The sequence below is a fragment of the Ruegeria sp. D4 genome, from assembly GCF_056534475.1.
On sequence record NZ_JBQFPJ010000010.1, the window covers coordinates 135315 to 162033 of the forward strand.

Below are 26719 nucleotides of genomic sequence, written 5' to 3' on the forward strand. Positions count from 1 at the left end.
ATGATGCTGAAGGATCAGGACAGGATCTTTACCAACATCTACGGGATGCATGAGCGCACGCTGAAAGGCGCGCAAGCCCGGGGGCATTGGGACGGCACCGCTGGCCTGATCGAGAAGGGGCGCGACTGGATCATCCAGACCATGAAGGACTCGGGCCTGCGTGGTCGTGGTGGTGCGGGCTTTCCGACCGGTCTGAAATGGTCGTTCATGCCAAAGGAAAGCGATGGACGCCCGGCCTATCTGGTTGTGAACGCAGATGAATCCGAGCCCGGCACATGCAAGGACCGCGAGATCATGCGCCACGATCCGCATACGCTGATCGAAGGCTGCCTGATCGCGTCCTTCGCAATGAACGCGCACACCTGCTACATCTACCTGCGTGGCGAATATATCCGCGAGCGTGAGGCGCTGCAGGCCGCGATTGACGAAGCCTATGACGCTGGCTTGCTGGGAAAGAACGCCGCTGGTTCGGGCTGGGATTTCGACCTGTTCCTGCATCACGGTGCCGGGGCCTATATCTGCGGTGAAGAAACCGCCCTGATCGAAAGCCTTGAGGGCAAGAAGGGTATGCCGCGGATGAAACCTCCGTTCCCGGCAGGTGCGGGTCTTTACGGCTGTCCGACCACGGTGAACAACGTGGAATCGATTGCTGTGGTGCCGACGATACTGCGCCGTGGGGCCGACTGGTTCGCGGGCTTCGGCCGCCAGAACAACGCGGGCACCAAGCTGTTTGCGATCTCTGGCCATGTGAACAACCCCTGCGTGGTTGAAGAGGCCATGTCGATCCCGTTCGAACAACTGATCGAAACCCATTGCGGTGGCATTCGCGGCGGTTGGGACAATCTGCTGGCGGTGATCCCCGGCGGATCCTCGGTGCCTTGCGTACGCGGCGAGAACATGCGCGATGCAGTCATGGATTTCGACCATCTGCGCAACGATCTGGGATCGGGGCTTGGTACGGCGGCGGTGATCGTGATGGACAAGTCCACTGACATCATCAAGGCGATCTGGCGTCTGTCGAAGTTCTACAAGCACGAAAGCTGTGGCCAGTGCACGCCCTGCCGCGAAGGCACCGGCTGGATGATGCGCGTCATGGATCGTCTGGTTAAGGGCGAGGCGGAACTGGAAGAGATCGATATGCTGTTCGACGTGACCAAACAGGTCGAAGGCCACACGATCTGCGCCCTTGGCGACGCGGCGGCCTGGCCGATCCAGGGCCTGATCCGCAACTTCCGTGAAGAAATCGAGGATCGCATCAAGGCTCAGAAATCGGGCCGCATGGGTGCGATGGCTGCGGAGTGAACTCAATGGAAATCTATGCCGAATATTCCCACGCAATCGCCGCTTTGGTGATTTTCACCCTGGTTGTTCTGTTTCTGTCACCGTTCACCGCGCTGGCCAAACAGGGAAAAGGGCTGGCTCCGGGGGCGACACCGAATCAGGATTATTCGGACAAGGCTTACCGCCTGAACCGGGCCTATCTGAACGGCACAGAGACGCTGCCCGCGTTTCTGGCTGTTACAGTGGCCGCAATTTTGATGGGTGTAAGCCCGTTCTGGGTCAACCTTTTCGCATCGGTGGCATTGGTTGCCAGACTGGTCATGTTGTTCGTCCATATTCGCGGCGTCGGCAAACCCAACAGCGGTTTGCGTTCCGTGCTGTACGTCGTGGCATGGGCCTGCATGTTCCTTACCGGTCTCATGGCATTGGTGGCGGCGTTCTGATGTCGATAGGCGCACGCGAAAATACGACCCGCAAGCCAAGAGCTGCATCGATGCTGACAGTGGCGATTGCGGCTTTGTCGCTTGTGACGGCATGCGGCCTTGTCAAACCTCCGGATGACCGGGTCACGTTCGATGGCAAATCCTTCCGGGCCAAGGCGAAAGCGGTAAACAAAAAGGCCATGCCGGCCGAGTTCACCGTGACCGTGAAAGGTGTTTCCGCGTCGTTGGACGGAGCGCTCGAAGCCGGCCGTTATGAAGGTACCAAGTTCTGTATTCAGAACTTCGGATCGTCCAGAATCGCCTGGAAAGTCGGACCTGATACGGAACCCCAGAATCTGCGCATCGCGGATGACAAACTGACATTTGCAGGAACCTGCCAGAGACCATGAAGCAGGGTTTTGCATATCGCGGCGGATTGACCGGGCAGCTATTGCTTAGCGCCCGGAGAAAACATCGTTGTGGACCTTCCATACCGAACGGAAGGATCACGCTCGGCGCGAAGGCAATTGCTCTGATTTCAGTATTAACCTTCCCGATAGTGGCAGAGGCCAAGCCGCCTTTGAGGGATGTCAAAGAGATCGACAACGAACTCTACTACATCGCCATCGCAAACGAGATTTCGGAGTACTGCCCGTCGATCAGCGGGCGCCGGATGAAAGCGATCGGAGTGATGTGGGGATTGCGATCCAAAGCGAACAAACTGGGGTACTCGGATCAGGAAATCCGCGCCTATGTGGACTCGGATTCCGAAAAGGACCGGATGCGCGCCAAGGGCGAGGCGTATCTGTCCCAGAACGGTGTGTCTTATGACAACCCCAAGTCCTTCTGCTCACTGGGGCAGACGGAAATCGAAAGAAACAGCGCCATTGGCGTGTATTTGAGGGCGAACTAGAGAATGTCTGACCTCCGCAAGATCAATATCGACGGGCAGGATATCGAAGTCGATGGTGCGATGACCCTGATCCAGGCCTGTGAACAGGCCGGAGTCGAAGTGCCGCGCTTCTGCTATCACGAGCGCCTGTCGATTGCCGGAAACTGCCGGATGTGTCTGGTCGAGGTTGTTGGCGGCCCGCCCAAACCTGCGGCTTCCTGCGCGATGCAGGTGCGCGATCTGCGCCCGGGGCCGGAAGGACAGCCGCCGGTGGTCAAGACGAACTCGCCCATGGTCAAGAAGGCCCGCGAAGGGGTGATGGAGTTCCTGCTGATCAACCACCCGCTGGATTGCCCGATCTGCGATCAGGGTGGTGAGTGTGATCTGCAGGATCAGGCGATGGCTTATGGTCTGTCGGGCACGCGCTTCAAGGAAGCCAAGCGGGCGGTGGATGATCTGGATCTTGGACCGCTGGTCGGCACCGCGATGACGCGCTGCATCAGTTGTACCCGCTGCGTACGCTTCACCACCGAAGTCGCCGGGATCACCCAGATGGGCCAGACCGGGCGTGGTGAGGATGCCGAGATCACTTCGTACCTGAACCAGACGCTGAATTCGAACCTGCAGGGCAACATTATCGATCTGTGCCCGGTCGGGGCGCTGACGTCGAAGCCGTACGCCTTTACCGCGCGTCCGTGGGAACTGACCAAGACCGAAAGCGTCGACGTGATGGACGCTCTGGGTTCGAACATCCGCGTCGATACCAAGGGGCGCGAAGTGATGCGTTTCCTGCCGCGCAACCATGATGGCGTGAACGAAGAATGGATCAGCGATAAAACCCGCTTCGTCTGGGACGGCCTGCGCCGTCAGCGTCTGGACAAGCCTTATGTGCGCGAGAACGGCAAGCTGCGCCCGGCCTCATGGTCTGAGGCGCTGACCAAGGCCGCCGAGGCGCTGAAAGGGGCCGAGAAACCGGCTGGGATCGTCGGTGATCTGGCTCCGGTCGAGGCTGCGTTTGCTCTGAAACAGATGATCGAAGGGCAGGGTGGTGTTGTTGAATGCCGCACCGACGGGGCCAAACTGCCTGCGGGCAATCGTGCGGCCTATGCCGGGACTGCGGCGATCGAGGATATTGACGCTGCCGAACGCATTCTGCTGATCGGCACAAACCCGCGTGACGAGGCGCCGGTTCTGAACGCCCGGATCCGCAGGGCCTGGGCGCACGGGGCCGAGGTTGCACTGGTAGGTCCCGCTGTGGACCTGACCTATGAGTATCACCATGTGGGTGATGACCGCACGGCGCTGCAAAAGGTCGTGGACATGGGTGGCGACGATACGATCAAGGGCAAACGCTCGCTGGTCATTGTTGGCCAAGGTGCGTTGCAAGAGGCGGACGGCGCCGCCGTTCTGGCCGCCGCACAAACCATTGCTGCAAACACGGAAAGCGGCCTGATCGTTCTGCATACTGCCGCCTCGCGCGTAGGTGCGATGGACGTGGATGCGACCAACGAAAGTGGCATGGATGCCGTTTCAGCGGCGGACGTGATCTACAACCTCGGCGCGGACGAGGTCGAGATCGGTGAGGGCGCCTTCGTGATCTATCAGGGCAGCCATGGTGATCGCGGCGCGCATCGCGCCGACGTGATCCTGCCGGGTGCCGCTTATACCGAGGAAAACGGCCTGTTCGTGAACACCGAAGGCCGCCCGCAACTGGCCATGCGCGCCGGGTTCGCGCCCGGTGAGGCGAAAGAGAACTGGGCGATCCTGCGGGCCTTGTCGGCTGAGTTGGGCGCAACTTTGCCCTACGACTCGCTGGCGCAACTGCGCACCGCGCTTGTCGAAGCGGTTCCGCACCTGGCCCAGATCGATCAGGTGGTCGAAAATGAAGTTCAGCCGCTGGATGCCGGCCCGTTGGGCACGGCGACCTTCCGCAACGCGGTCAAGGATTTCTACCTGACCAACCCGATTGCGCGGGCCTCGCAGCTGATGGCCGAACTGTCGGCGCAGGCGCAGGCACGCAAGGCCGAGAAGATCGCGGCGGAATGAACCAGAGCTGTTTCATATCGCGGGCAAACGCGACTGCCGGGTGGCAGTATGCTGCGCCTGATTTGTGTGTGAAACCCAAGATTAAGGGTGGCGCATGGGCGGCGGATGCTGTTTACACCAACGCGCCGACCCAGCCGCAGTTTGCGCAGGCACGTGGCCTTTGCATCGTTCGCGGAAAACGGAATACCCACGGTGTGAGGACCAATGGCTGATTTCTTTAACACCCCAGGCGGAATAGCCATCATCATTCTGGCGCAAGTGCTTGCAGTCGTTGCCTTTGTGATGATTTCGCTGTTGTTCCTTGTCTACGGCGACCGCAAGATCTGGGCTGCTGTCCAGATGCGCCGCGGCCCCAACGTGGTCGGCGTCTATGGCCTTCTGCAATCGGTGGCGGATGCGCTGAAATATGTGGTGAAAGAGGTCGTGATCCCGGCAGGCGCTGACCGCACGGTTTTCATCCTTGCGCCGCTGACGTCCTTCGTTCTGGCAATGATCGCCTGGGCCGTGATCCCGTTCAACGATGGCTGGGTTCTGTCGGATATCAACGTCGCCATCCTCTACGTCTTCGCCGTGTCTTCGCTGGAAGTTTATGGCGTGATCATGGGCGGTTGGGCGTCGAACTCAAAGTACCCGTTCCTGGGCTCGCTGCGGTCCGCCGCGCAGATGATCTCCTATGAGGTCTCGATCGGCCTGATAATTATCGGCATCATCATTTCGACCGGTTCGATGAATTTCGGTGATATCGTTCGGGCGCAGGATGGCTCGTTCGGCTTCTTCAGCTGGTACTGGCTGCCGCATTTCCCGATGGTGTTCCTGTTCTTCATCTCGGCGCTGGCCGAAACCAACCGCCCGCCCTTCGACCTGCCGGAAGCGGAATCGGAACTGGTTGCCGGTTATCAGGTCGAATACTCGGCCACGCCCTTCCTGCTGTTCATGGCGGGAGAGTACATCGCCATCTTCCTGATGTGCGCGCTGACTTCGCTGCTGTTCTTCGGCGGCTGGCTGTCCCCGATCCCGGGCCTGCCGGACGGCGTGTTGTGGATGGTCGCCAAGATGGCGTTCTTCTTCTTCATCTTCGCGATGGTCAAGGCGATCACGCCCCGCTACCGCTATGACCAGTTGATGCGGCTGGGTTGGAAAGTGTTCCTGCCGTTCTCGCTGGCCTGGGTGGTCTTCGTGGCCTTCGCGGCGAAATTCGACTGGTTCTGGGGTGCATTCGCCCGTTGGAGCGTAGGAGGCTGATATGGCAAACATCGACTACACCCGCGCTGCCAAGTATTTCCTGCTGCAGGATTTCTGGGTCGGTATGAAACTGGGGCTGAAGTACTTCTTCGCGCCCAAGGCAACCTTGAACTACCCGCATGAAAAGGGCCCTCTGTCGCCACGTTTCCGGGGGGAACACGCTCTGCGCCGCTATCCGAATGGCGAAGAACGCTGCATCGCCTGCAAACTGTGCGAGGCGATTTGTCCGGCGCAGGCCATTACCATCGACGCCGAGCCGCGCGAAGATGGCAGCCGCCGCACCACGCGCTATGACATCGACATGACCAAGTGCATCTATTGCGGCTTCTGCCAAGAGGCCTGCCCGGTCGATGCAATCGTCGAAGGCCCGAACTTTGAATTCGCGACAGAAACCCGGGAAGAGTTGTTCTACGACAAGGAAAAACTCCTGTCGAACGGTGAACGCTGGGAAGCCGAAATTGCCCGCAATCTGGAAATGGACGCGCCGTACAGATGAGTGACAGCCCGACAAATCCGTTCGAGCTGATGATGAAGCAGGCTCAGGACATGGCCAAGGCGATGAACCCGGCGATGGAGAATTTCTCGCCCAAGGGTTTCGAAGCGCTGTGGCCGACCATGCCCAAAGAGGTCATGGAGATGATGTTCGGCAACACCGTCAACAAGGACGGGCTGGACGCTAAGACCCGCCTGCTGCTGACGCTGGCCGGGTTGACCTGTCAGGGCGCACAGGCGGACTCAGCGGTTCGGCAGACTGTCCGCCACGCGCTTGAGGCTGGTGCCAAGAAACAAGAGATCGTGGAAACGATCGGTCAGATGTCGGTCTTTGCCGGCATCCCGGCCATGACCCGCGCGCTGGATCTGGCGCAAGAGGTCATGGGCGATAACGAGGATGAGGATCAATGACCGTCTTTGCCTTCTATCTGTTTGCCATCAGCGCCATTACCGGCGGGTTGTTCACGGTGATCAGCCGACAACCGGTGCACTCGGTGCTGTGGCTGATCCTGTCCTTCCTGTCCGCGGCGGGCCTGTTCGTGCTGCTGGGGGCGGAATTCGTGGCGATGCTGCTGATCATCGTTTATGTCGGCGCGGTCGCGGTTCTGTTCCTCTTCGTGGTGATGATGCTGGACGTAGACTTTGCTGAGCTCAAGGCTGAGATGGCGCGCTATATGCCGCTGGCTCTGCTGATCGGTCTGGTCATCCTGATGCAGTTCGTCATGGCCTTTGGGGCCTGGGACAGCGCTCAGGGCGCAGCGGCCAATCTGGCACAACCGGTCCCGGCAGACCGCCACAACACCGAGGCACTGGGTGTAATTCTTTACGATCAATACTTCCTTCTGTTCCAACTGGCAGGCCTGATCCTGCTGGTGGCCATGATCGGCGCCATCGTGCTGACCCTGCGCCACCGTCAGGACATCAAGCGTCAGGACATCGTCGGCCAGATGATGCGCGACCCAGCCAAGGCGATGGAGTTGAAGGACGTGAAACCGGGGCAGGGACTTTGAGACGATGATCGGACTTGAACACTATCTTACGGTCGCGGCGACGCTGTTCGTCATCGGCATCTTCGGTCTCTTCCTGAACCGCAAGAACGTCATCATCCTGCTGATGAGCATCGAGCTGATGCTGTTGGCGGTGAATATCAACCTCGTGGCGTTTTCCAGTTTCTTGGGCGATCTGGTCGGGCAGGTGTTCACGCTGTTCGTGCTGACCGTGGCGGCGGCCGAGGCGGCGATTGGTCTGGCCATTCTGGTCTGCTTCTTCCGCAACCGTGGCACCATCGCGGTTGAAGACGTCAATATGATGAAGGGGTAAGGGAATATGGAAACTACCATCCTCTTTGCCCCGTTGGTGGGCGCGCTGCTCTGCGGGTTCGGCTGGAAGTTCATTGGCGAGAAGGCCGCCATGTGGACTGCAACAGGCCTGCTGTTTCTGGCCTGTCTGCTGTCGTGGATTGTTTTCTTCACCTTTGATGGTGTGACCCAGCAGATCGAGATCATGCGCTGGATCGAGAGCGGTTCGCTGTCGACAAGCTGGGCCATACGTCTGGACCGCCTGACCGCGATCATGCTGATCGTGGTAACGACCGTTTCGGCGCTGGTTCACCTCTACTCCTTCGGCTACATGGATCACGACCCGCAATGGCGCGAGGGCGAAAGCTATAAGCCGCGCTTCTTTGCCTATCTGTCGTTTTTTACATTTGCCATGCTGATGCTGGTGACAGCTGATAATCTGGTTCAGATGTTCTTTGGCTGGGAAGGCGTGGGCGTCGCATCCTACCTGCTGATCGGGTTCTATTATCGCAAATCCAGCGCCAATGCGGCCGCGATGAAAGCCTTTATCGTCAACCGAGTGGGTGACTTTGGCTTCGCGCTGGGGATTTTCGCGCTGTTTTTCCTGACGGACAGCATCAACTTCTCGGACATCTTTGCATCAGCTCCGGCATTGGCCGAAGAAAAGCTGCATTTCCTGTGGGGTGAGTGGACTGCCATCGAGGTGATCTGTGTCCTGCTGTTTATCGGTGCGATGGGTAAATCGGCGCAGTTGATCCTGCACACCTGGTTGCCGGACGCGATGGAAGGCCCGACGCCTGTGTCGGCGCTGATCCATGCCGCGACCATGGTGACGGCGGGTGTGTTCCTGGTCTGCCGCATGTCGCCGCTGATGGAGTTCGCGCCGGGTGCGACCGGGTTTATCACCTTCCTTGGGGCCTCGACCGCATTCTTTGCGGCGACCGTGGGTCTGGTGCAGACCGACATCAAACGCGTTATCGCCTATTCGACCTGTTCGCAGCTGGGCTACATGTTCGTGGCCGCTGGTGTCGGCATGTATTCCGCTGCGATGTTCCACCTGCTGACGCACGCGTTCTTCAAGGCGCTGCTGTTCCTTGGGGCCGGTTCGGTGATCCACGCCATGCATCACGAGCAGGAGATGACCGAATACGGCGGGCTGCGGAAAAAGATTCCCTATACCTTCTGGGCGATGATGATTGGTACGCTGGCCATTACCGGCGTGGGCATCCCGCTGACGACATTCGGCTTTGCCGGCTTCCTGTCCAAGGATGCCATCATCGAAAGCGCCTACGCGGGCGGTACGGGTTATGCCTTCTGGATGCTGGTTATTGCGGCGATGTTCACCTCATTCTACAGCTGGCGTCTGATCTTCCTGACCTTCTATGGCGACCCGCGCGGCGACAAGCATACGCATGATCACGCGCATGAAAGCCCGATGACAATGCTGGTGCCGCTTGGGGTTCTGTCACTTGGTGCGGTTTTTGCCGGGATGCTCTGGTACAGCCCCTTCTTTGGGCATACCGACAAGGTCGGCAAGTTCTACGGCATCCCCGTGGCCGAAGCCTCGGAGCATGCGGAAGGTCACGACGCCGAAACGCATTCCGAGCATGTGGCTGATGGTACCGCCGAGGAGCATCACGGTGACGAAGCTGAAGAAGCTCATGCGGACACAGCGCACGCGGATGAAGGGCATGGCGAGGATGCCGTTCATGGTGACAAGGACGCAAAAGGCGGCGATCACCACTATGTCTTTGCCGGAGAACCAGGTGAGGGCGCCTTGTATATCGGACCGGACAACCATGTGCTGGACGATGCACATGCGGCGCCGAAATGGGTCAAGGTTTCGCCTTTCATCGCAATGCTGCTGGGCTTTGTCGTGGCCTATTGGTTCTACATTGTGAACACATCGTTGCCTGCGCGACTGGCTGCAAACCAGCGTCCGCTGTACCTGTTCCTGCTGAACAAATGGTACTTTGACGAGATCTACGACGCGATCTTCGTCAAACCCACCGTGGCTTTGGGGCGGTTCCTTTGGAAACGCGGTGACGGCAACACGATTGACGGCTTCCTGAATGGGGTTGCCATGGGCGTAGTTCCCTTCTTTACCCGCCTCGCAGGCAAGGCGCAGACGGGGTACATCTTTACTTACGCCTTCTGGATGGTACTGGGCATCGCAGCCCTGATCACCTGGATGTCGATTGGCGGGGGCGCACACTAATGGATAACATCCTCTCCATCGTCACCTTCATCCCCGCAGCGGCGGCCGGTATTCTGGCACTGTTCCTGCAAGGCGATGATGCCGCGGCACAGCGCAATGCGAAATGGATCGCACTGCTGGCGACCACCGTCACCTTCCTGGTGTCGATCGGCATCTATACCGGCTTTGATCCGTCCAACACCGGCTTCCAGATGGTGGAAGAGGGTGAATGGCTGATGGGCCTGAAATACAAGATGGGCGTGGATGGCATCAGCGTGTTGTTCGTGCTGCTGACCACCTTCATCATGCCGCTGACCATTCTGGCCAGCTGGAATGTGACGACCCGCGTCAAGGAATACATGGTTGCCTTCCTGATGCTGGAAACCCTGATGCTGGGCGTGTTCATGGCGCTGGATCTGGTGCTGTTCTACCTGTTCTTCGAGGCAGGTCTGATCCCGATGTTCCTGATCATCGGCATCTGGGGCGGCAAGGACCGCATTTACGCCAGTTTCAAGTTCTTCCTCTACACCTTCCTTGGTTCCGTGTTGATGCTGGTGGCGATGGTCGCGATGTATTCGGATGCGGGAACCACGGATATCGAGGCGCTGATGACGCATCAGTTCTCGTCCGAAGGGTTCAGCGTTCTGGGCATCTACATTGTCGGCGGAATGCAGACGCTGATGTTTCTGGCGTTCTTTGCGTCATTTGCCGTGAAGATGCCGATGTGGCCGGTCCACACCTGGCTGCCGGACGCGCACGTGCAGGCCCCGACTGCGGGCTCGGTCGTGCTGGCGGCGATCCTGCTGAAGATGGGCGGCTACGGTTTCCTGCGGTTCAGCCTGCCGATGTTCCCCGTGGGCTCGGCGGTGATGACCGATCTGGTGCTGTGGATGTCGGCCATCGCGGTTGTCTACACCTCGCTGGTTGCGCTGGTGCAGGAGGACATGAAGAAGCTGATTGCCTATTCATCCGTTGCGCACATGGGCTTTGTGACTATGGGGATTTTCGCGGCGAACCAGCAGGGTATTGACGGTGCGATCTTCCAGATGCTCAGCCACGGGTTCATCTCGGCGGCGCTCTTCCTTTGCGTTGGAGTAATCTATGACCGGATGCACACCCGCGACATCGAAGCGTACGGAGGTCTGGTGATCCGGATGCCCGCCTATGCGCTGGTCTTCATGCTGTTCACCATGGCCAATGTCGGCTTGCCGGGCACCTCCGGGTTCATTGGCGAATTCCTGACCCTGATGGGTGCATTCCAAGTCAACACCTGGGTGACTGCGGTCGCCGCAAGCGGTGTAATCTTCTCGGCCGGATATGCGCTGTGGCTGTATCGCCGTGTTGTCTTTGGCGACCTGATCAAGGAAAGCCTGAAGGCAATGACAGACATGAGCTCGCGCGAGCGGCTGATCTTTGCGCCGCTGATCGTGATGACCATCCTGCTGGGTGTCTACCCGTCGCTGGTGACAGATGTGATCGGCCAATCGACCGCTGCATTGATTTCGAACTATGACACGGCTCTGGCCGCGGCTGAGGCCGCGACCCAGACGGCCGCCTCGCATTAAGGGAGCTTTGGAGACATGATCCAGGCTGATCTGACAATAATCCTGCCGGAAATCGTTCTGGCCGTGTATGCGATGGCTGCTCTGATCGGGGCTGTCTATACGACGAAAGACGGGCTGGCGCCGGTTCTGGTCTGGGCGACGGCAGGTCTGATGGCGCTGCTGTCCTTCTGGATTGCCACAAATGGCGACGGCACCAATGTCGCGTTCAACGGCATGTTCGTGGATGACGGGTTCTCGCGCTTTGCCAAGGTTGCAATCCTGTTGTCGGCCGCTGCCGTTCTGGTGATGAGCCAGGATTACATGACCCGCCGCGGTCTGCTGCGGTTTGAATACCCCTTGCTGGTGGCCCTGGCCGCTGTTGGCATGATGATGATGGTCAGTGCCGGCGACCTGATGTCCCTTTACATGGGATTGGAACTGCAATCGCTGTCGCTTTATGTGGTGGCCGCCCTGCGTCGTGACAGTGCAAAGTCTACCGAAGCCGGTCTGAAATACTTCGTTCTGGGCGCGCTGAGTTCGGGCTTGCTGCTCTACGGTGCGTCGCTGGTCTATGGTTTCACCGGCACCACGCTGTTCTCGGGCATTATCCAGACGGTTCACCACGGCGACGTCTCGATTGGCCTTCTGTTTGGTCTGATCTTCCTGATCTCGGGGCTTGCGTTCAAAGTGTCGGCCGTGCCGTTCCACATGTGGACACCGGACGTTTACGAAGGGTCGCCCACGCCGATCACGGCCTTCTTTGCCACCGCGCCGAAAGTGGCCGCTATGGCGCTGTTTGCCCGACTGATGCACGACGCCTTTGGTGGTGTGGTGAAAGACTGGCAGCAGGTGATCGTGCTGCTTTCGGTCCTGTCGATGCTGTTGGGTGCGGTTGCCGCGATTGGTCAACGCAACATCAAGCGACTGATGGCGTTTTCATCAATCGCCCATATGGGTTATGCGATGATCGGCCTGGCTGCAGGCACGGAAATGGGCGTCAAGGCGATGCTGATGTATCTGGCAATCTATGTGACCATGAACATCGGCACGTTTGCCTTCATCCTGATGATGGAGCGTGACGGCAAACCGGTCACCGACATTGACGCTCTGAGGCAATACTCCAAGCGCGATCCGGGCAAGGCGCTGGCCGTTCTGATCCTGATGTTCAGCCTGGCCGGGGTGCCGCCGATGCTGGGCTTCTTCGCAAAGTTCGGCGTCTGGCAGGCCGGTGTCGGCGCGGGGTTGACCGGGTTGGTCATTGTGTCGGCCATCGCTTCGGTCATTGGTGCCTTCTATTATCTGCGGATCGTGTTCTACATGTACTTCGGTGATGAGAACGAAGAACCGATCGAGACACATTCCACACCGGTTCTGTGGGTCGCTCTGATGGGGTCGGCGGCACTCATGCTGATCGGCGTGTTCTACCAGTTCGGGATCGAGGGGGCGGCTGCGGCTGCGGCGGCGACACTTGTCAACTGATCTTCCCTTTCGCAACATTCAGGAGGCTCGGTCTTGTGACCGGGCCTTTTTGACATGAGCGGTTGGCCCGCCGGATACGGCCTGCATGTTGTGCAGGAGGTGGACAGCACCCTGAACGAAGCGGCCCGGATCGCTCCGACTGCGCAGGGGCCTGTCTGGATCATGGCCCATCGCCAGACGGCGGCGCGGGGCAGACGGGGACGGGTTTGGGCCAATCCGAAAGGTAATCTGGCGGCGACCTTGCTGATGCGCCCACAGGGCAACCCGGAACAATCCGCCCTGCGGAGCTTTGTGGCTGCTCTGGCCCTGTTCGATGCATGCGTCGCTGTTTCAGGCCGGGCGACCGGTTTGTCGTTGAAATGGCCCAATGACGTTCTGCTGAACGGCGGTAAAATGGCCGGCATATTGCTGGAAAGCACCGGCCACGGGCGCGAGGTGTCGCATCTGGCGATCGGCATCGGCGTCAACCTGACCGAAGCTCCGGGAGCGGATATGGTCGAACCGGGCGCTGTTCGGCCCGTATCGTTGTTGTCGGAAACAGGGGCGCAGGTGTCGCCCGAAGATTTCCTGACGGAAATGGCCGCGGCCTATGCGCGGTACGAAACGCAGTTTGTCACATTTGGGTTTGATCCGATCCGAAAGGCATGGTTGTCCCGTGCGGCCCGGTTGGGCGAGGTTATTACCGCCCGGACCGCAGCGTCAGAAACGGTTGGAACCTTCGAAACTGTAGACGCGACAGGAAACCTTGTCTTAAACACCGCGAAAGGCCGGGTGAGCATTCCTGCGGCCGATGTGTTTTTCTGAGGGAGGCGTACATGCTTCTGGCTATCGACTGCGGCAACACGAATACCGTTTTCTCGATCTGGGATGGCGAGAAGTTCCTGTGCACCCTGCGCACATCGACCCATCACGCCCGTACGGCTGATGCGTATTTCACCTGGTACTCGACCTTGGTGAAACACTATGGGATCGAAGCGGAAATCACCGATGTCATCATCGCTTCGACCGTACCGCGTGTGGTGTTCAACCTGCGGGTTTTTGCGGACCGTTTCTTTGATTGCCGCCCGCTGGTCGTGGGCCGGCCGGACTGTCTGCTGCCCGTGCCCCCACGCGTGGATGAGGGGACGGTTCCAGGGCCGGACAGGCTGGCGAATGCCGTCGGTGCCTTTGATCGGCATGGCGGCAATGTCGTTGTGGTGGACTTCGGCACTGCGACCAATTTCGACGTGGTGGCCGCAGATGGTGCCTATGTCGGCGGCATCATCGCCCCCGGTGTGAACCTGAGTCTTGAGGCATTGCATCAGGGCGCGGCGGCATTGCCGCATATCGACATAACCCGCCCGGAAAAAGTGATCGGGACAAATACGGTTGGCTGTATCCAGTCCGGCGTGTATTGGGGCTATTCCGGGCTGATCGAAGGGCTGATTTCCCGGATCAAGGCTGAATACGGAATGCCGATGAAAGTCGTTGGAACCGGTGGGCTTGCGCCTCTGTTCGATCAGGCCGACGTGGGGTTCGACGCAATCGAGGATGATCTGACGATGCACGGTCTGACTGTGATACATCGCTACAACAAGGAAAACGGCTCGGCATGAGCAGCGAAAGATTGATCTATTTGCCGCTGGGCGGCGCGGGCGAGATTGGCATGAACGCCTATGTCTACGGGTATGGCAAACCGGGGCAGGAACGGCTGATCCTTGTGGATCTGGGCGTGACGTTTCCGGATATGGATACCACCCCGGGCGTTGACCTGATCCATGCCGATATCTCATGGCTGCGGGAACGTGCGGACCGGCTGGACGCGGTATTCGTGACCCACGCGCACGAAGACCATGTTGGTGCGGTTGCGCATTGTTATGACGCGCTGAACGCGCCGATCTATGCGCGGGCCTTCACCGCCAATATCGCGCGCCGCAAGATGGAGGAATACGGCCATCCGGAGGACGCGGTGCGCACAGCGTCTGCCTGGCCCGAACAGATTCAGGTGGGTCCGTTTACGGTCGGATTTTTGCCGGTCTCACACTCCATCCCCGAAAGTGCGGCGCTGGTGATCGACACCCCGGCTGGCCGGATCGTGCATACGGGCGATTTCAAACTGGATGCCAACCCTGTTGTCGGCGAAGCCTTCGATCCCGATCTGTGGGCCGAAGTAGCCAATCCCGGCGTCAAGGCGCTGGTCTGTGACAGTACAAACGTATTCTCTGACCATCCCGGACGCTCGGAAAGTGAAGTCGGGCCCGAAATCACACGACTGGTCGAAGAGGCCGACGGAATGGTCGTCGCGACCACATTCGCCTCAAACGTCGCGCGGGTCAAAACCCTGGCCGAGGCCGGTCAACGGGCCGGCCGGTCCGTTGTTCTGCTGGGGCGCGCAATGCGCCGCATGATTGAGGCAGCGACGGAAACCGGCATCCTTTCGGACTTCCCTCGCGTCGTCAGCGCCGAAGAGGCGGTGGATATGCCGCGTCAGAACCTGATGCTGATCGTGACCGGCAGCCAGGGTGAACGCCGCGCCGCAAGCGCACAGCTGGCGCGTGGAAAGTATCGCGGACTTGAGTTGAAGGACGGCGACCTGTTTCTATTTTCCTCCAAAACCATTCCCGGCAACGAGCGGGGGGTGATTTTCATCATGAACCAGCTGAGCGAAAAGGGCGTGGACGTGGTGGACGACAGTTCGGGTCTGTATCACGTTTCAGGCCACGCCAACCGCCCTGACCTTGAGCGGGTGCACGAGTTGATGAACCCAAAGATGGTCATCCCGATGCACGGTGAACACCGGCATCTGCGCGAACATGCGAAACTGGCCGAGGCGGGCGGCCGAACCGGTATGCTGGCCGTGAACGGGACCATGCTGGACTTGACCGGGGATACGCCCGAGGTTGCGGACTACGTGGAAACCGGTCGAACCTATCTGGACGGAACCGTCAAGATTGGCGCGCTGGATGGGGTTGTGCGAGACCGGATTCGCATGGCGCTGAATGGCCACGTGACTGTGACGGTTATTCTGGATGAAGAAGATGAACCGCTGGGCGAGCCCTGGTGTGACACCATGGGCCTGCCGGAGCTTGGGTCGTCACGCGCGGCGCTGGTCGAGGTGCTGGAGGAGGATCTGAACCAGTTCCTGATGCGGGCCGAGGCCAAAACCCTGCGCGATGATGACAAGCTGGAAGAAGCGATGCGACGGATCGTTCGTCAGAGCACAAAAACGGAGATCGGGAAAAAGCCCGAAGTTACCGTTGTCATCAGCCGGATGAAATAAGCGGACGGGTCAGTCTGCTTCGGGCATGGGATAGCCCTTGAGACGCAGAAACAGGCTGGCCTCTTCGTTGTTCAGGAAAAACGGCACAGAGGCCGGGGGTGATGTGTCCGCGACCCGTGCAGCGATCTCGGCCAGAACAACTTCGGTGATGAAGGGCAGGTCAAAATCACGCGCCTGATCCAGCCTGACCCATTGCAGGTGCGACAGCTCGTCCGAGGCATGGCTGAAATCGTCCAGATCGCCTTGTACCTCATCGGCATCAACCAGAAAGAACCGCGCATCAAAGCGACGGGGGCGGCCCGGCGGCGTCAGTGCGCGAAACACGAACTGCAGGCCTTGCGCAGAGGGCCGAAAACCCATCTCGGCAAAGCCCTGCCAGTCTTCAGGGATATCTCCCGGCCAGGTGCCCGGTTGCCCCAGGATCAGGCCGGTTTCTTCCCACAACTCGCGGATCGCGGCGGAAGCCAGCGCATTCTGCAAATTTGTCTCTGCCCGCTCGGCCAGACGGCCGTGGCACTTTGAAGTCAGCGGCGTGGCAAGCGGAACATCACCATCCGCGGCATCGACTGCGCCGCCAGGAAAAACGAACTTGTTCGGCATGAAAGCCGCTTTGGCCCCGCGCTGGCCCATCAGAATTGATGGCTCGGTCATTCTGTCCCGCAGGACAATTACGGTTGCCGCGTTGCGAATTGCAGTTTTGTCTGTGGTCATGCCTGTCCGTCACCGGGCCCGTTCGAACCCATGCATCCGCCGCGCCCACTGATAGGCCACGACGGCCCCCTTCATCCTGGGCAGCAAGGCAAGGGTCAGAACCGTACAGCCAATGGCGAAAACCAGGGCCATCGTCAGCGGATCAGGGCGCCAGTGCACATATGAGACGTGCAGCGCGGGCGCGAGCAAGTGGCCTACAATCAGAATGGTCAGGTATGCAGGGCCATCATCCGCCCGGTGGTGGTGCAGTTCCTGCCCGCAATTGCCGCAGCTGTCGTTGACCTTGAGGTAGCTGTACAGCAGCTTGCCTTGTCCGCATTTCGGGCAACGGCAACGAAAGCCTCTGACCAGTGCGGGCCAGGTCTCACGATCCTGAGGAGTTGTGGTGTCGATCGTATGATCCGTCATGATGAAAACTCGCGCATTCGAATGTCGCATATATTGCGCATCTTTGGGTCTGCTTGAAAGGGGGGTGCGTCGCAATGACCGCATCCGGCGAAAAATGGTCTGAAAAATTTTTTGGTTTCCTGCGACGGAAATCTGCGGCTGTCCCGTTTTAACACCATAAGCAGCGGCAATGGGGTCGCGCGAAAAAAGGAAACACGACATGCACAGCGCAAAGTTCATTTCGGCAATTGTAGTTGCGGCAGTTGCGATTACAGGCACAACGGCTTTGGCCGCAGGGTCGAAAAACCGGGAACCGGTGTCGTTTCAGGAACTGGATGCGAATGGTGACGGGCAGGTTACGAAAGACGAAATGCTGGCCCATCGCAATCAGCGATTTAGCGATGCGGATGCCAACGGGGACGGCCAGTTGAGCGTCGAAGAGATGCAGGCGGCAGTGCAGAAAAAGACCAGCGACCGCATTGCAAGTATGTTTGAAGAACACGATGCCAATAACGATGGTTTCCTGACCACGGATGAGTTGCCGAAACCGCGCCGGGCTGACAAGATGTTTGACCGGATCGATGCGAATGATGACGGAACGATCTCGGAGCAGGAATTTGCGGATGCAAAAGGCAGAATGGGTCGGCACCACAAGAAGCGTGGCAAGGCAGACTCTGACGACAGCTGATGCGGGATGGAGGATCTGACCTCCTCAACGCAAGACGTTCGCGGCGGGACTTGCGCCGCGGACGCAATCGGTGACGATGCGTTGCTGGAGCGGTTTGCCGCCGGCGACGCAGCGGCGGCGCTTGTTTTGACCGACCGGCTTGGCCCGCGCTGTTTTTCCGTCGCCCTGCGGATGCTGGGCAACCGAGCCGAAGCCGAAGATGTCACGCAGGACGCGATGATGCGCCTTTGGCAGATGGCGCCGGATTGGATGCCGGGGCAGGCAAAGGTTTCAACGTGGCTGTATCGCGTGGTCCTGAACCTGTGCGTTGACTTGCGCCGCAAGAAACAGCCTGACAGGCTGGCCGAAGGTGTCGATCCCGAGGATGCCAGCGCAAGCGTGTTTGAACGCATGCAGGACGAGGCCCGAAAAGACGCGCTGCAATCCGCCCTGTCTCATCTGCCCGAACGGCAGCGACAGGCAGTTGTATTGCGGCATATCGAAGAGCTGCCCAACCCCGAGATTGCCGGGATCATGGGCATATCTGTAGAAGCGGTCGAAAGCCTGACGGCACGCGGAAAACGCGCCTTGGCGGGATATCTTGCCGGGCGTCGGGACGAACTGGGGTATGACGATGGCTGATGATGATACCGAGCTGAATCAACTGTTTGCGCAGGCCAGAGCCGGGCGTCGACACCTGCCGGACGATCTGGCGGTTCGGATTATGACGGACGCAGAACAAGTTCGACTGGATCGGCTTGCCAAACCTGTCCCGCCGGGGCGCAGCACGTGGCAACGCCTTCTGGACGGTATCGGTGGTTGGCAGGGCCTTGGCGGGCTGGTCGCGGCCAGTGCGGCGGGTGTCTGGATCGGGTTCTCGGCTCCGGCCTTTCTGCCGGACCCGGCGACGTATCTGTTCTCGCAGGACGCAACCTATGAAGTGGCGGACCTGGATGCAGTGTTCCTGGAGGATACGGAATGAGCGAAACACCCAAGCCAAAACGCCGTTGGATGCCGATACTTCTGGCTGCGTCCCTGGCCCTTAACTTGCTGATTGTCGGTGTCGCTTTGGGGACCTTCATGAGGGTCAAGGGCAGCGATCATGCCAAGGCGCCGCCGGGGTTCGGATCGGCCCTTTACCGGGCATTGCCCAAATCAGAGCGAACTGCGATGCGGTCGGACCTGTCCGGTTTGCGCAAAGAGGGATCGCAGCACAGGTCAAAGGATTTCGCAGCTCTCAGCCAGGCCTTGCGAACCGTGCCATTCGATCCGGCCGCCGTCGAGGTTTTGCTGACGCAGCAGGCGCGGGCTTCGGCGAAATTGCAGGGTGCCCTGCAAGGGCAGTGGCTGGCGCGCGTCATCGCAATGAGCGATGCAGAACGGGCAGTGTATGCCGACCGGCTGGACGAAGTGACAAAACGCGGTCGGCATTGGCACAAGAAAAAGGACTAAAGCGCGCTGAAACCGGTGTTACGCCGCGCTTTGCCGGGTGCTGATCTGGTTGCGACCGGCTTATTTCGCATCATAAAGAGCTTTGTCTGCGGATTTGATCAAACTGTCCAGAAGCGCGTGTTCGGTTTGGTATTGCGGGTAAGGGGGCCGAAACACGTTCAGGCCAATGCTGGTCGTGACTTGGGTGAACCCGTTCTGGTCCGGCAGCGAAAAGGGCCTTTCGCGAATCGATCTGCACATCGCATCTGCTAGGTTCAATGCCTGCGCATTGGTTGCGTCAGGCACCCCGATCATAAACTCTTCACCTCCGAAACGGGCGACAAAGCCGCGGGGGCCAAGCGCGTTTCGCATGCGTCTGGCCGCTTCGGTCAGAACATGATCTCCGGCGGCATGACCATACCGGTCATTGATTGCCTTGAAGTGATCAAGGTCGGCCAGCATCAGAGCGCACCCACGGCCGGTGTGCCGGGATCGCCGGACGATATGGCCAACGGCCTGCATCGCAAACCGGCGGTTGTTTAGACCTGTCAGCGGGTCGACCCATGAGTCAGCAAGTCCGCGACGCAATGAGGCGCGCATCTGATCGGTGCGGGACTTGCGGGCAATCAGACTGTCCAGTCGCAGCGCAATCTCACGTGCGCAGAAGTCGCCCAGGCAAACTGCGTCGGCCCCACGATCCAGCGCTTCGGCTGCATTGGGCGCGTGTTCTTTGTCCAGAACGCCGATCAGGACGGTGTGTCGTGTGGCGCTGCGCGATCTCAGGTCTGCCAGAACGTTGAGGGAAGAAGGCGCGGTGTTCAGGTCCACGACAATTGCATCCGGAACAGGGCCTGACAGGATGTCTTTCAGGTTCGATTGGGTGTGCTTGGAAAGGTAATGATGCGTCTGCTGCTGCAGAGCCCGGCACCACGACGCACCTGTGCGGTGGGACGGGGCCAGAATTGCGACCCGCGATGGCGCGGTTGGTGCGATCAATGTGGCGGGAGGTTCGGCGAAGCCGATGGGAAGCGTATCTTCCTTGAACTGAAGGTCCTGCACGTCCGCGCGCATGCGCAGCAGGCTGCGAACCCGCGCCATCAGCAAATTGTCCTTGAACGGATGGGCCAGAACGTCGTCCAACCCGGCAGACAGCGCCTCAAGCCGGGCCGCTTTGTCATTCTGCGGGGCGATGGCGACAACGGGGATGTCTCCAAGATCCGGAATGTTCTGAATCAACCGCTTTACATCTGCGGCGGTTCCATCTGCCAGCGCGAGCGCCGTCAGCACCAGATCCGGCCGCACACGGCGCAATAGGGGTGTCAGCCCCTCAAGCTTCTCACCCTGAACGACGTGATACCATGCCGCCGTAAGCTGAACCTTCAGCATGATGCGATTGGTCGAGGCCTCGTCTAGGACAAGGATCGTTCCTTGCACGGACATATTCGTTCACCGTTGATTGCATGTGCTGCCAAAGTGTTTATGAGTCTGGTTAACAAACCCTTTCCAAGTTCTGATCCGAGGCTTGAATATGGCAATCTCCGGCAATTCGGCGGAAACTCTGGCGCTGAATGTGCTGACCTGGCTTGTCGGTAACGAGGAACTTCTACCGGTGTTTCTGGGTTCGACCGGTGCATCGGTCGGCGATCTGCGCGCCCGCGCTGGCGAGCCGGATTTCATGGCGTCGGTTCTTGAGTTTCTGATGCTTGACGATTCGTGGGTGATCGCTTTTTGTGATGCCAATTCGGTCCCTTATGACTTGCCGGGTCAGGCGCGCGCCGCGTTGTCCGGCGAAGCCGATGTTCACTGGACCTGAGACGACTTTTTTGCAGGAGCCCCAATGCCAATAAACGCCATCGTGTTCGACAAGGACGGTACCTTGTTTGACTTTGCAAACACCTGGGGCACATTTGGGCGCAGTCTGCTGCTGCGTCTGTCATCGGGTGACAAATCAAAAGCGGAGGAACTTGCGCTGGTGATCGGGTTTGATCCCGAGAAGGGGGCCTATTCGGATGACAGCATCGTAATTGCCGCAAGCGTTGTGGAAATTGCAGAAGCGCTTCTTCCCTATTTGCCCGAGATGACCTGCGAGGCCCTGATCGAGTTGATCGACGAGGAATCCGCCGCGGCCCCACAGGCACCGGCCGTTCCGCTTGTGCCTTTTCTGGAACAGCTACGGGAAGCCGGCTTCAAGCTGGGCGTTGCCACCAATGACAGTGAAAGACCCGCGCTGGAGCATTTGTCATCCGTTGGAATCCGGGATCATTTCGACTTTGTCGCGGGATATGACAGCGGCCACGGCTGCAAACCGGGACCGGGCCAGTTGCTGGCTTTTGCCGCACAAGTGTGTGTGGACCCGGCGAATGTGGTCATGGTTGGCGACAGCCTGCATGACCTGCAGGCAGGCCGCGCCGCCGGCATGACCACCATCGGGGTTTTGACCGGTCTTGCAGGCCCTGAAACGCTCGCGCCGATGGCCGATGTTGTATTGCCGGATATCGGACATATTCCTGCTTGGCTGGCGGAAAATCGGTCGATCTGAGCGGATTTCGGCGGTTTGGAATAAGAAACCGACACAACCTGTCGCAGACAGAGCGGCCATGTTCCAGACTTCGGGGCTTTTTGATAAAAAGCCTCGGAGGAACAAATGGCCGACAGCAATACGCGCAGACGCAGAAGTGGTGGACGTTCGGGAGCCGCAGCTCGCCGGGGCAGCGCAGTCATCGATCAGATGCCGTGGAACCCACCCGTCAATATCGACAGACCCACCGAGCCGCTGGATCAGGCCGGGATCGAGGCGATCCACGAGGGCGCGATGCGAATACTCGAAGAGATCGGTATCGAGTTCTACAACAAGGAGGCGCTGGGCATTCTGCGCGAAGCAGGATGTACCATCAACGGTGACAATGTGCGCATGGGGCGCGACTTTGTCATGGAAATGATCGCCAAAGCGCCGTCAAGCTTTACCATCACGCCTAGAAACCCGGACAAAACGATCGAAGTCGGCGGCAAGACCATGCTGTTCGGGAACGTCTCTTCGCCGCCGAACTACTGGGATATGGAGATCGGCACCAAGGTTTCGGGGAATCGCGAGATGTGCCGGAACCTGCTGAAGCTGACGCAGTACTTCAACTGTATCCATTTTGCTGGCGGCTATCCGGTCGAGCCGGTGGATATTCACGCCAGTGTGCGACATCTGGACGTGCTGTATGACAAGCTGACCCTGACCGACAAGGCCATGCACGCCTATTCGCTGGGTAAGGAGCGCGTGGAAGATGTCATGGAAATGGTGCGCATCGCCAGCGGCCTCAGCCATGAGGAGTTCGAGTCGAAGCCGCGGATGTACACCAACATCAACTCGACATCACCTCTCAAGCACGATTTCCCGATGATTGATGGCTGTCTGCGACTGGCCCGTCGGGGGCAGGCGATTGTGGTAACGCCATTTACCCTGGCGGGGGCCATGGCGCCCGTGACCATGGCCGGGGCAGTCGCGCAGTCGCTGGCCGAAGCACTGTGTGCCATTGCGTTGTTTCAGTATGTACGTCCTGGTATTCCCTGTGTGATCGGAACCTTCACCTCAAATGTAGACATGAAGTCCGGCGCTCCGGCCTTCGGGACGCCGGAGTACATGCGGTCGACGCAAATGACCGGGCAGATGGCACGTTTCTACGGACTGCCGATGCGCTCATCAGGTGTTTGTGCTGCAAACGTCCCGGATGGGCAGGCGATATGGGAGACATCGAACTCGCTGTGGGCGGCGGTGCAGTCGGGAACGAACATGGTCTACCATGCTGCAGGCTGGCTTGAGGGCGGCCTTATCGCGAGCCCTGAAAAATTCATCATGGATTGCGAGATTCTGCAGCAGATCCAAAGATATATGCAGCCAGAAATCAGCGCCACAGGGCCGGACGAGATCGCGCTGGATGCGATCAGGGCGGTTGGTAACGACGGGCATTTCTTTGGTATCCAGCACACACAGGACCGGTACTCGACCGCGTTCTACCAGCCGTTTCTGAGTGATTGGAAGAACTATGAAGGCTGGGCGGCGGCCGGTGGCATCTGGACAGCCGAGCGCGCGCATCACATGTTCAAGGAAATCATCACAAGCTTTGAACCACCTGCATTGGATGAGGGCATTCGCGAAGAATTGGCCGACTTTGTCGCGCGGCGTAAATCTGAAGGTGGCGCGCCCACGGATTTCTAGGAATTCGAATGGCTGCACTATTTCCGGTTTCGCAGCGGGTATTGGGTATTTGTTAAGGATTATCTGGCCAGATTGAACGCGAAATCAATCCGGGGCAATTGATGCATGGTCTGATCAACCGGGCGGTACAGTCCTTCGTATGCGCGACCTATGGGCAGGCATGCTGGCTGCGCGTTGCCGCGGCGGCTGAACTCGGGTTTGTCGAGTTCGAAGCGATGCTTGTCTATGATACGGACACGCCGCTGCGGGTTTTGGATGCGCTGTGCGCCGATCGGAACCGCACGCGTGCCGAAATGCTTGAAGATCTTGGGACATATCTTGTCTCGCATCCGAATACCGAAGGGTTGCGGCGCCTGCTGCGTTTTGGCGGCGTGACGTACGTGGAGTTTCTGCATTCCCTGGACGACTTGTCCGACCGGGTCAGGCTGGCGGTATCCGACCTGTCTCTGCCCGCGCTTGAATTGCGTGAACTGTCCGGCGCTGAATACCAGTTGCACTGTTTTCCGGGCTTGCCGGGATACTCCAGTGTCATGGTCGGAGTTTTGCGAGCCATGGCGGATGACTACGGCGCTTTGGTGATACTGTCCCATGACGGCGTACAGGGGGACGCTGATGTCATTACAATTGCCCTGGTGGAGAGTTCCTTTGCCGAAGGGCGTCAATTTGAACTTGGGGCGCGAAGACCATGATGGATGTGCGGGGTCTGGGCGTCTTGCTTGAAACTCTTTGCCCGATGTTCTTGTTGTTGGACAATGACGGGCGGATTGTTCAGGTCGGACCGACGCTGCAAAAGTTCCGGCCGGAACGCGCAATGGCCGGGCAGAATTTTCTAGACTTGTTTGAATTGGTCCGCCCCCGGACCGTGTCGACCGTTCCCGTTCTGATGTCCATGGCGGGTGCAAAGCTGCACCTGCGGTTTCACGATGAACCACGCACGGCTTTGAAAGGGCTGATAACCCCGCTGCCGGATCAAGGTGGCGCGGTGATCAACCTTTCGTTTGGTATTTCGATCCTAGATGCTGTTCGCGACTACGCGCTGACCAGCGCAGATTTTTCCGGTGCTGAACTTGCGATTGAGCTTCTTTATTTGGTCGAGGCCAAGTCCGCAGCGATGGAGGCGTCGCGATCGTTGAACCGGCGCCTTCAGGACGCCAGGGTGGCGGCGGAAGAACAGGCCTTTACCGATACGTTGACCGGCCTGAAAAACCGTCGCGCGATGGATCACATACTGGGCCAGATGGCATCGACGCAAACCGATTTTGCCCTGATGCACCTTGATCTGGACTTCTTCAAGTCCGTGAACGACAAGTTGGGACACGCGGCCGGTGACTTTGTTCTGCAAGAGGCCGCGCGGATCATGGTTGAAGAGACACGCAGCGATGATGCGGTTGTCAGAATGGGTGGGGATGAGTTTGTTATTGTTTTTAGGGACCTGACGGATGAAAAGAAGCTGTCGGCGATTGCAGGCCGTTTGATCGGCAGGCTTCGCGAGCCGATGAGTTTCGATCAGAACCCCTGTCGGATTTCAGCCAGCATTGGAACGGCGATTTCCACACAGTTTGATATCCTCAAGTCTGCCGAAATACTGCATGCCGCTGATCAGGCCTTGTACGAGGCCAAGCGAAACGGCAAGTCCCGTCATCACCTTTATTCCGACCTTGCCAACGCGGCCCAATGCGAACACATGGCCAAACCGCAATAGCTGAGGCGTCACTCGGCTTTTTTAGCTTTGTATCGGACAACAGTTGTTCGGCAGATGTGCGTTGAAACCGAAACGGTGCAGATTTTTTGAACAGGCCTGTCATGCGGCGCATTCGCGGGTCAGAACATCCGCGATATGAGACTGAATTTCAGGCAGCTCTCCGATCACGGGCAATGTAACACCTTGGAAACCGGCTTGCTGCAATTGTTCTGGAACGTCCTGCAGAACATGACCACCGGTGCAGGCAAAAAACGGAAGACACAGCGCACGTTCGCCCAGTCCGGTTGCGGATTCGGCAATAGAGGGCGGTTCCTCGACAAATCCAACACGGACAGAGCGGAAGGGCAAATGCGCCCTCAACTGATCAGCAAAACTGTTTGTCACGGCAGAAGGGTTGCGGCTGCGTCCGGAACCATGGGCCGCAATCACCAAATCCGTCGTGCTGGTTTCCCAGTTCTTCCCCGACATCGTCGCAAGCAGCGACCTGGCGGTCAGTTCGGGCAAGTCCGGATCAATGCCCAGAGGGTCCAGAATACGGGCACTGCGCTCGCCGATCCGCCTCGGCAGGGCACTCGTTACAAACCAGCCTTTGGCCATGAACAGGGGGTAAATCGCAACATCTTCAGGCAGCTCGGCCAACCGCGACTCCAATGCCCCCGGGGCGGCCAATGTCGCCGATCGGACCGTGACGCCTTGCGCCAGCCTGTCGACCTGATCAGCAAACGCCGCGAGCGCGGCCTCGGCCGGGGGCGGGTCCGATGGTTGGCCATGAGCGACGATAAGAGCATGAGGCATTGCCGGGTCTCCTGTGTGATATCGCGATAGGTGTTTTCCGGGTGCGGATTGTCAATGCCGGATCACCCTAAAAGGGTCAGCCACATCCAGACTGTCAGGATCGAAACCGCGGTGCCAATCAGAACCGACGACGCGGCAACACGTTTGGCGCGACCATACATGTTTGCAAAGATATACGCGTTGAAGCCCGGTGCCATCGCAGCATTCAGAACGCCCGAGCGGAACAGATCCTGCGGCAGGCCAACCGCTGAGCCGAACAGCCAGACAAGCCCCGGATGCAGGGCCAGAGAAATGCAGCAGACAAAACCGATTGTACGAAAGTCACCTTCTGGTTTGTATTTTACCAGCACCCCGCCCAGAGCGAAAAGCGCGCCGGGCAGAGCGGCGCGGGTGATCAGCCCCAAAGCCTCGTCCACGACCGCCGGAACGGCAAACCCGGACAGATTAACCACAAAGCCAAGTGCAATCCCAAGAATCAGCGCGTTGCGGAACATGGCCGTGAGAACGGACCGGGCCATATGCGCACCACCGTTCCCACGGTTGCGGATGATCTCCATGACCGTGATGCCAACCCCGTAACAGAAGGGCGAATGAAACGCGATGATGGCGTAGTTGCCAGTCAGGTTCTCGGGGCCATATGCGCGCTCGGTGATCGGCAGGCCCAACAGCA

Annotated in this window: 30 protein-coding genes; 25 read left to right on the plus strand and 5 right to left on the minus strand. The window is 59.1% G+C overall.

Annotated elements, in window-relative coordinates:
- Positions 1 to 3: 3 nt before the first annotated feature.
- The 16 genes from nuoF to ACR0MI_RS14820 all read left to right on the plus strand — a co-directional run bounded on the left by nuoF (position 4) and on the right by ACR0MI_RS14820 (position 16152).
- Entirely contained in the window at positions 4 to 1302 is a 1299-nt protein-coding gene (gene nuoF / locus ACR0MI_RS14745; protein ID WP_170817085.1) for an NADH-quinone oxidoreductase subunit NuoF, read from the plus strand.
- 5 nt (positions 1303 to 1307) lie between these two features.
- Positions 1308 to 1724, plus strand: coding sequence for an MAPEG family protein (locus ACR0MI_RS14750; RefSeq protein ID WP_170615366.1), 417 nt, complete (start codon positions 1308 to 1310; stop codon positions 1722 to 1724).
- Positions 1724 to 2113: a hypothetical protein gene (locus ACR0MI_RS14755; RefSeq protein WP_480441354.1), complete on the plus strand. Its 390-nt coding sequence runs from the start codon at positions 1724 to 1726 to the stop codon at positions 2111 to 2113. Before ACR0MI_RS14750 ends, ACR0MI_RS14755 begins: the two co-directional genes overlap by 1 nt.
- Before the next feature lie 149 nt (positions 2114 to 2262).
- Entirely contained in the window at positions 2263 to 2616 is a 354-nt protein-coding gene (locus ACR0MI_RS14760) for a DUF5333 domain-containing protein (protein WP_480441352.1), read from the plus strand.
- Positions 2617 to 2619: 3 nt separating this feature from the next.
- On the plus strand, positions 2620 to 4641 hold the full coding sequence (nuoG, locus tag ACR0MI_RS14765; protein ID WP_170619707.1) for an NADH-quinone oxidoreductase subunit NuoG: 2022 nt from the start codon (positions 2620 to 2622) through the stop codon (positions 4639 to 4641).
- A gap of 204 nt (positions 4642 to 4845) precedes the next feature.
- Positions 4846 to 5883 carry an NADH-quinone oxidoreductase subunit NuoH gene (gene nuoH / locus ACR0MI_RS14770; RefSeq protein WP_170615372.1) on the plus strand — a complete coding sequence of 346 codons (1038 nt, stop codon included), beginning with the start codon at positions 4846 to 4848 and terminating at the stop codon, positions 5881 to 5883.
- Between the two features lies 1 nt (position 5884).
- Positions 5885 to 6379: an NADH-quinone oxidoreductase subunit NuoI gene (gene nuoI, locus ACR0MI_RS14775; RefSeq protein ID WP_170615374.1), complete on the plus strand. Its 495-nt coding sequence runs from the start codon at positions 5885 to 5887 to the stop codon at positions 6377 to 6379.
- Positions 6376 to 6786: a carboxymuconolactone decarboxylase family protein gene (locus tag ACR0MI_RS14780; protein ID WP_010442761.1), complete on the plus strand. Its 411-nt coding sequence runs from the start codon at positions 6376 to 6378 to the stop codon at positions 6784 to 6786. Before nuoI ends, ACR0MI_RS14780 begins: the two co-directional genes overlap by 4 nt.
- Positions 6783 to 7385, plus strand: coding sequence for an NADH-quinone oxidoreductase subunit J (locus tag ACR0MI_RS14785; protein ID WP_170615376.1), 603 nt, complete (start codon positions 6783 to 6785; stop codon positions 7383 to 7385). The genes ACR0MI_RS14780 and ACR0MI_RS14785 overlap by 4 nt, the downstream gene beginning before the upstream one ends.
- Positions 7386 to 7389: 4 nt before the next feature.
- Complete coding sequence (gene nuoK / locus ACR0MI_RS14790; protein WP_005984024.1) at positions 7390 to 7695, plus strand: NADH-quinone oxidoreductase subunit NuoK; 306 nt, start codon at positions 7390 to 7392, stop codon at positions 7693 to 7695.
- 6 nt (positions 7696 to 7701) lie between these two features.
- Complete coding sequence (nuoL, locus tag ACR0MI_RS14795) at positions 7702 to 9891, plus strand: NADH-quinone oxidoreductase subunit L (RefSeq protein ID WP_170615378.1); 2190 nt, start codon at positions 7702 to 7704, stop codon at positions 9889 to 9891.
- Positions 9891 to 11435: an NADH-quinone oxidoreductase subunit M gene (locus tag ACR0MI_RS14800; RefSeq protein ID WP_170615380.1), complete on the plus strand. Its 1545-nt coding sequence runs from the start codon at positions 9891 to 9893 to the stop codon at positions 11433 to 11435. Before nuoL ends, ACR0MI_RS14800 begins: the two co-directional genes overlap by 1 nt.
- A 15-nt stretch (positions 11436 to 11450) precedes the next feature.
- Positions 11451 to 12893, plus strand: coding sequence for an NADH-quinone oxidoreductase subunit NuoN (gene nuoN / locus ACR0MI_RS14805; RefSeq protein ID WP_170615382.1), 1443 nt, complete (start codon positions 11451 to 11453; stop codon positions 12891 to 12893).
- A 54-nt stretch (positions 12894 to 12947) separates the two neighbouring features.
- A complete protein-coding gene (locus tag ACR0MI_RS14810; RefSeq protein ID WP_170615384.1) occupies positions 12948 to 13697 on the plus strand; it encodes a biotin--[acetyl-CoA-carboxylase] ligase in 750 nt (249 codons plus the stop codon).
- 11 nt (positions 13698 to 13708) lie between these two features.
- On the plus strand, positions 13709 to 14488 hold the full coding sequence (locus ACR0MI_RS14815) for a type III pantothenate kinase (protein WP_170615386.1): 780 nt from the start codon (positions 13709 to 13711) through the stop codon (positions 14486 to 14488).
- A complete protein-coding gene (locus tag ACR0MI_RS14820) occupies positions 14485 to 16152 on the plus strand; it encodes a ribonuclease J (protein ID WP_170615388.1) in 1668 nt (555 codons plus the stop codon). Before ACR0MI_RS14815 ends, ACR0MI_RS14820 begins: the two co-directional genes overlap by 4 nt.
- A gap of 9 nt (positions 16153 to 16161) precedes the next feature.
- Here the strand turns inward: ACR0MI_RS14820 and ACR0MI_RS14825 are convergent, their stop codons facing one another.
- Entirely contained in the window at positions 16162 to 16863 is a 702-nt protein-coding gene (locus ACR0MI_RS14825) for an NUDIX hydrolase (RefSeq protein ID WP_170615390.1), read from the minus strand.
- Between the two features lie 9 nt (positions 16864 to 16872).
- Entirely contained in the window at positions 16873 to 17271 is a 399-nt protein-coding gene (locus ACR0MI_RS14830; RefSeq protein WP_170615392.1) for a DUF983 domain-containing protein, read from the minus strand.
- A 199-nt stretch (positions 17272 to 17470) separates the two neighbouring features.
- On the opposite strand from ACR0MI_RS14830, the gene ACR0MI_RS14835 reads away from it, so the two are divergent.
- Genes ACR0MI_RS14835 through ACR0MI_RS14850 form a run of 4 tightly spaced genes read left to right on the plus strand, consistent with a single transcriptional unit; the run spans position 17471 to position 19369 of the window.
- Positions 17471 to 17938 (plus strand): EF-hand domain-containing protein, encoded by a 468-nt coding sequence (locus ACR0MI_RS14835; RefSeq protein WP_170817058.1) that lies wholly within the window; start codon positions 17471 to 17473, stop codon positions 17936 to 17938.
- A 6-nt stretch (positions 17939 to 17944) separates the two neighbouring features.
- Positions 17945 to 18559: an RNA polymerase sigma factor gene (locus ACR0MI_RS14840; RefSeq protein WP_480854747.1), complete on the plus strand. Its 615-nt coding sequence runs from the start codon at positions 17945 to 17947 to the stop codon at positions 18557 to 18559.
- Positions 18552 to 18899 carry a hypothetical protein gene (locus ACR0MI_RS14845; protein WP_170615397.1) on the plus strand — a complete coding sequence of 116 codons (348 nt, stop codon included), beginning with the start codon at positions 18552 to 18554 and terminating at the stop codon, positions 18897 to 18899. The genes ACR0MI_RS14840 and ACR0MI_RS14845 overlap by 8 nt, the downstream gene beginning before the upstream one ends.
- On the plus strand, positions 18896 to 19369 hold the full coding sequence (locus ACR0MI_RS14850; RefSeq protein ID WP_170615399.1) for a periplasmic heavy metal sensor: 474 nt from the start codon (positions 18896 to 18898) through the stop codon (positions 19367 to 19369). The genes ACR0MI_RS14845 and ACR0MI_RS14850 overlap by 4 nt, the downstream gene beginning before the upstream one ends.
- Before the next feature lie 60 nt (positions 19370 to 19429).
- On the opposite strand, the gene ACR0MI_RS14855 is transcribed toward ACR0MI_RS14850, so the two are convergent.
- Positions 19430 to 20788, minus strand: coding sequence for a diguanylate cyclase (locus ACR0MI_RS14855; RefSeq protein ID WP_170817057.1), 1359 nt, complete (start codon positions 20786 to 20788; stop codon positions 19430 to 19432).
- An 88-nt stretch (positions 20789 to 20876) separates the two neighbouring features.
- On the opposite strand from ACR0MI_RS14855, the gene ACR0MI_RS14860 reads away from it, so the two are divergent.
- From ACR0MI_RS14860 to ACR0MI_RS14880, 5 genes are all read left to right on the plus strand, one after another.
- Complete coding sequence (locus ACR0MI_RS14860) at positions 20877 to 21161, plus strand: DUF3572 domain-containing protein (RefSeq protein ID WP_170615403.1); 285 nt, start codon at positions 20877 to 20879, stop codon at positions 21159 to 21161.
- A 24-nt stretch (positions 21162 to 21185) separates the two neighbouring features.
- Positions 21186 to 21887 (plus strand): HAD family hydrolase, encoded by a 702-nt coding sequence (locus tag ACR0MI_RS14865; RefSeq protein ID WP_170615405.1) that lies wholly within the window; start codon positions 21186 to 21188, stop codon positions 21885 to 21887.
- A 105-nt stretch (positions 21888 to 21992) separates the two neighbouring features.
- Entirely contained in the window at positions 21993 to 23552 is a 1560-nt protein-coding gene (locus tag ACR0MI_RS14870; RefSeq protein ID WP_170615407.1) for a trimethylamine methyltransferase family protein, read from the plus strand.
- Positions 23553 to 23653: 101 nt separating this feature from the next.
- On the plus strand, positions 23654 to 24241 hold the full coding sequence (locus ACR0MI_RS14875) for a heme NO-binding domain-containing protein (protein WP_170615409.1): 588 nt from the start codon (positions 23654 to 23656) through the stop codon (positions 24239 to 24241).
- On the plus strand, positions 24238 to 25254 hold the full coding sequence (locus ACR0MI_RS14880) for a GGDEF domain-containing protein (RefSeq protein ID WP_170615411.1): 1017 nt from the start codon (positions 24238 to 24240) through the stop codon (positions 25252 to 25254). Before ACR0MI_RS14875 ends, ACR0MI_RS14880 begins: the two co-directional genes overlap by 4 nt.
- A 99-nt stretch (positions 25255 to 25353) precedes the next feature.
- Here the strand turns inward: ACR0MI_RS14880 and ACR0MI_RS14885 are convergent, their stop codons facing one another.
- Complete coding sequence (locus ACR0MI_RS14885) at positions 25354 to 26049, minus strand: CbiX/SirB N-terminal domain-containing protein (RefSeq protein ID WP_170615413.1); 696 nt, start codon at positions 26047 to 26049, stop codon at positions 25354 to 25356.
- 62 nt (positions 26050 to 26111) lie between these two features.
- Positions 26112 to 26719, minus strand: a 608-nt coding sequence (locus ACR0MI_RS14890; RefSeq protein WP_480854753.1) for an AEC family transporter, incomplete at its 5' end; no start/stop codon positions are given.

What these genes read in the sequence shown, in the direction of transcription:
- nuoF (WP_170817085.1), top strand. Translation starts at nt 4, where the DNA reads ATGCTGAAGGATCAGGACAGGATCTTTACCAACATCTACGGGATGCAT.
- ACR0MI_RS14750 (WP_170615366.1), top strand. Translation starts at nt 1,308, where the DNA reads ATGGAAATCTATGCCGAATATTCCCACGCAATCGCCGCTTTGGTGATT.
- ACR0MI_RS14755 (WP_480441354.1), top strand. Translation starts at nt 1,724, where the DNA reads ATGTCGATAGGCGCACGCGAAAATACGACCCGCAAGCCAAGAGCTGCA.
- nuoG (WP_170619707.1), top strand. Translation starts at nt 2,620, where the DNA reads ATGTCTGACCTCCGCAAGATCAATATCGACGGGCAGGATATCGAAGTC.
- nuoH (WP_170615372.1), top strand. Translation starts at nt 4,846, where the DNA reads ATGGCTGATTTCTTTAACACCCCAGGCGGAATAGCCATCATCATTCTG.
- nuoI (WP_170615374.1), top strand. Translation starts at nt 5,885, where the DNA reads ATGGCAAACATCGACTACACCCGCGCTGCCAAGTATTTCCTGCTGCAG.
- ACR0MI_RS14780 (WP_010442761.1), top strand. Translation starts at nt 6,376, where the DNA reads ATGAGTGACAGCCCGACAAATCCGTTCGAGCTGATGATGAAGCAGGCT.
- ACR0MI_RS14785 (WP_170615376.1), top strand. Translation starts at nt 6,783, where the DNA reads ATGACCGTCTTTGCCTTCTATCTGTTTGCCATCAGCGCCATTACCGGC.
- nuoK (WP_005984024.1), top strand. Translation starts at nt 7,390, where the DNA reads ATGATCGGACTTGAACACTATCTTACGGTCGCGGCGACGCTGTTCGTC.
- nuoL (WP_170615378.1), top strand. Translation starts at nt 7,702, where the DNA reads ATGGAAACTACCATCCTCTTTGCCCCGTTGGTGGGCGCGCTGCTCTGC.
- ACR0MI_RS14800 (WP_170615380.1), top strand. Translation starts at nt 9,891, where the DNA reads ATGGATAACATCCTCTCCATCGTCACCTTCATCCCCGCAGCGGCGGCC.
- nuoN (WP_170615382.1), top strand. Translation starts at nt 11,451, where the DNA reads ATGATCCAGGCTGATCTGACAATAATCCTGCCGGAAATCGTTCTGGCC.
- ACR0MI_RS14810 (WP_170615384.1), top strand. Translation starts at nt 12,948, where the DNA reads ATGAGCGGTTGGCCCGCCGGATACGGCCTGCATGTTGTGCAGGAGGTG.
- ACR0MI_RS14815 (WP_170615386.1), top strand. Translation starts at nt 13,709, where the DNA reads ATGCTTCTGGCTATCGACTGCGGCAACACGAATACCGTTTTCTCGATC.
- ACR0MI_RS14820 (WP_170615388.1), top strand. Translation starts at nt 14,485, where the DNA reads ATGAGCAGCGAAAGATTGATCTATTTGCCGCTGGGCGGCGCGGGCGAG.
- ACR0MI_RS14825 (WP_170615390.1), bottom strand. Translation starts at nt 16,863, where the DNA reads ATGACCACAGACAAAACTGCAATTCGCAACGCGGCAACCGTAATTGTC.
- ACR0MI_RS14830 (WP_170615392.1), bottom strand. Translation starts at nt 17,271, where the DNA reads ATGACGGATCATACGATCGACACCACAACTCCTCAGGATCGTGAGACC.
- ACR0MI_RS14835 (WP_170817058.1), top strand. Translation starts at nt 17,471, where the DNA reads ATGCACAGCGCAAAGTTCATTTCGGCAATTGTAGTTGCGGCAGTTGCG.
- ACR0MI_RS14840 (WP_480854747.1), top strand. Translation starts at nt 17,945, where the DNA reads ATGGAGGATCTGACCTCCTCAACGCAAGACGTTCGCGGCGGGACTTGC.
- ACR0MI_RS14845 (WP_170615397.1), top strand. Translation starts at nt 18,552, where the DNA reads ATGGCTGATGATGATACCGAGCTGAATCAACTGTTTGCGCAGGCCAGA.
- ACR0MI_RS14850 (WP_170615399.1), top strand. Translation starts at nt 18,896, where the DNA reads ATGAGCGAAACACCCAAGCCAAAACGCCGTTGGATGCCGATACTTCTG.
- ACR0MI_RS14855 (WP_170817057.1), bottom strand. Translation starts at nt 20,788, where the DNA reads ATGTCCGTGCAAGGAACGATCCTTGTCCTAGACGAGGCCTCGACCAAT.
- ACR0MI_RS14860 (WP_170615403.1), top strand. Translation starts at nt 20,877, where the DNA reads ATGGCAATCTCCGGCAATTCGGCGGAAACTCTGGCGCTGAATGTGCTG.
- ACR0MI_RS14865 (WP_170615405.1), top strand. Translation starts at nt 21,186, where the DNA reads ATGCCAATAAACGCCATCGTGTTCGACAAGGACGGTACCTTGTTTGAC.
- ACR0MI_RS14870 (WP_170615407.1), top strand. Translation starts at nt 21,993, where the DNA reads ATGGCCGACAGCAATACGCGCAGACGCAGAAGTGGTGGACGTTCGGGA.
- ACR0MI_RS14875 (WP_170615409.1), top strand. Translation starts at nt 23,654, where the DNA reads ATGCATGGTCTGATCAACCGGGCGGTACAGTCCTTCGTATGCGCGACC.
- ACR0MI_RS14880 (WP_170615411.1), top strand. Translation starts at nt 24,238, where the DNA reads ATGATGGATGTGCGGGGTCTGGGCGTCTTGCTTGAAACTCTTTGCCCG.
- ACR0MI_RS14885 (WP_170615413.1), bottom strand. Translation starts at nt 26,049, where the DNA reads ATGCCTCATGCTCTTATCGTCGCTCATGGCCAACCATCGGACCCGCCC.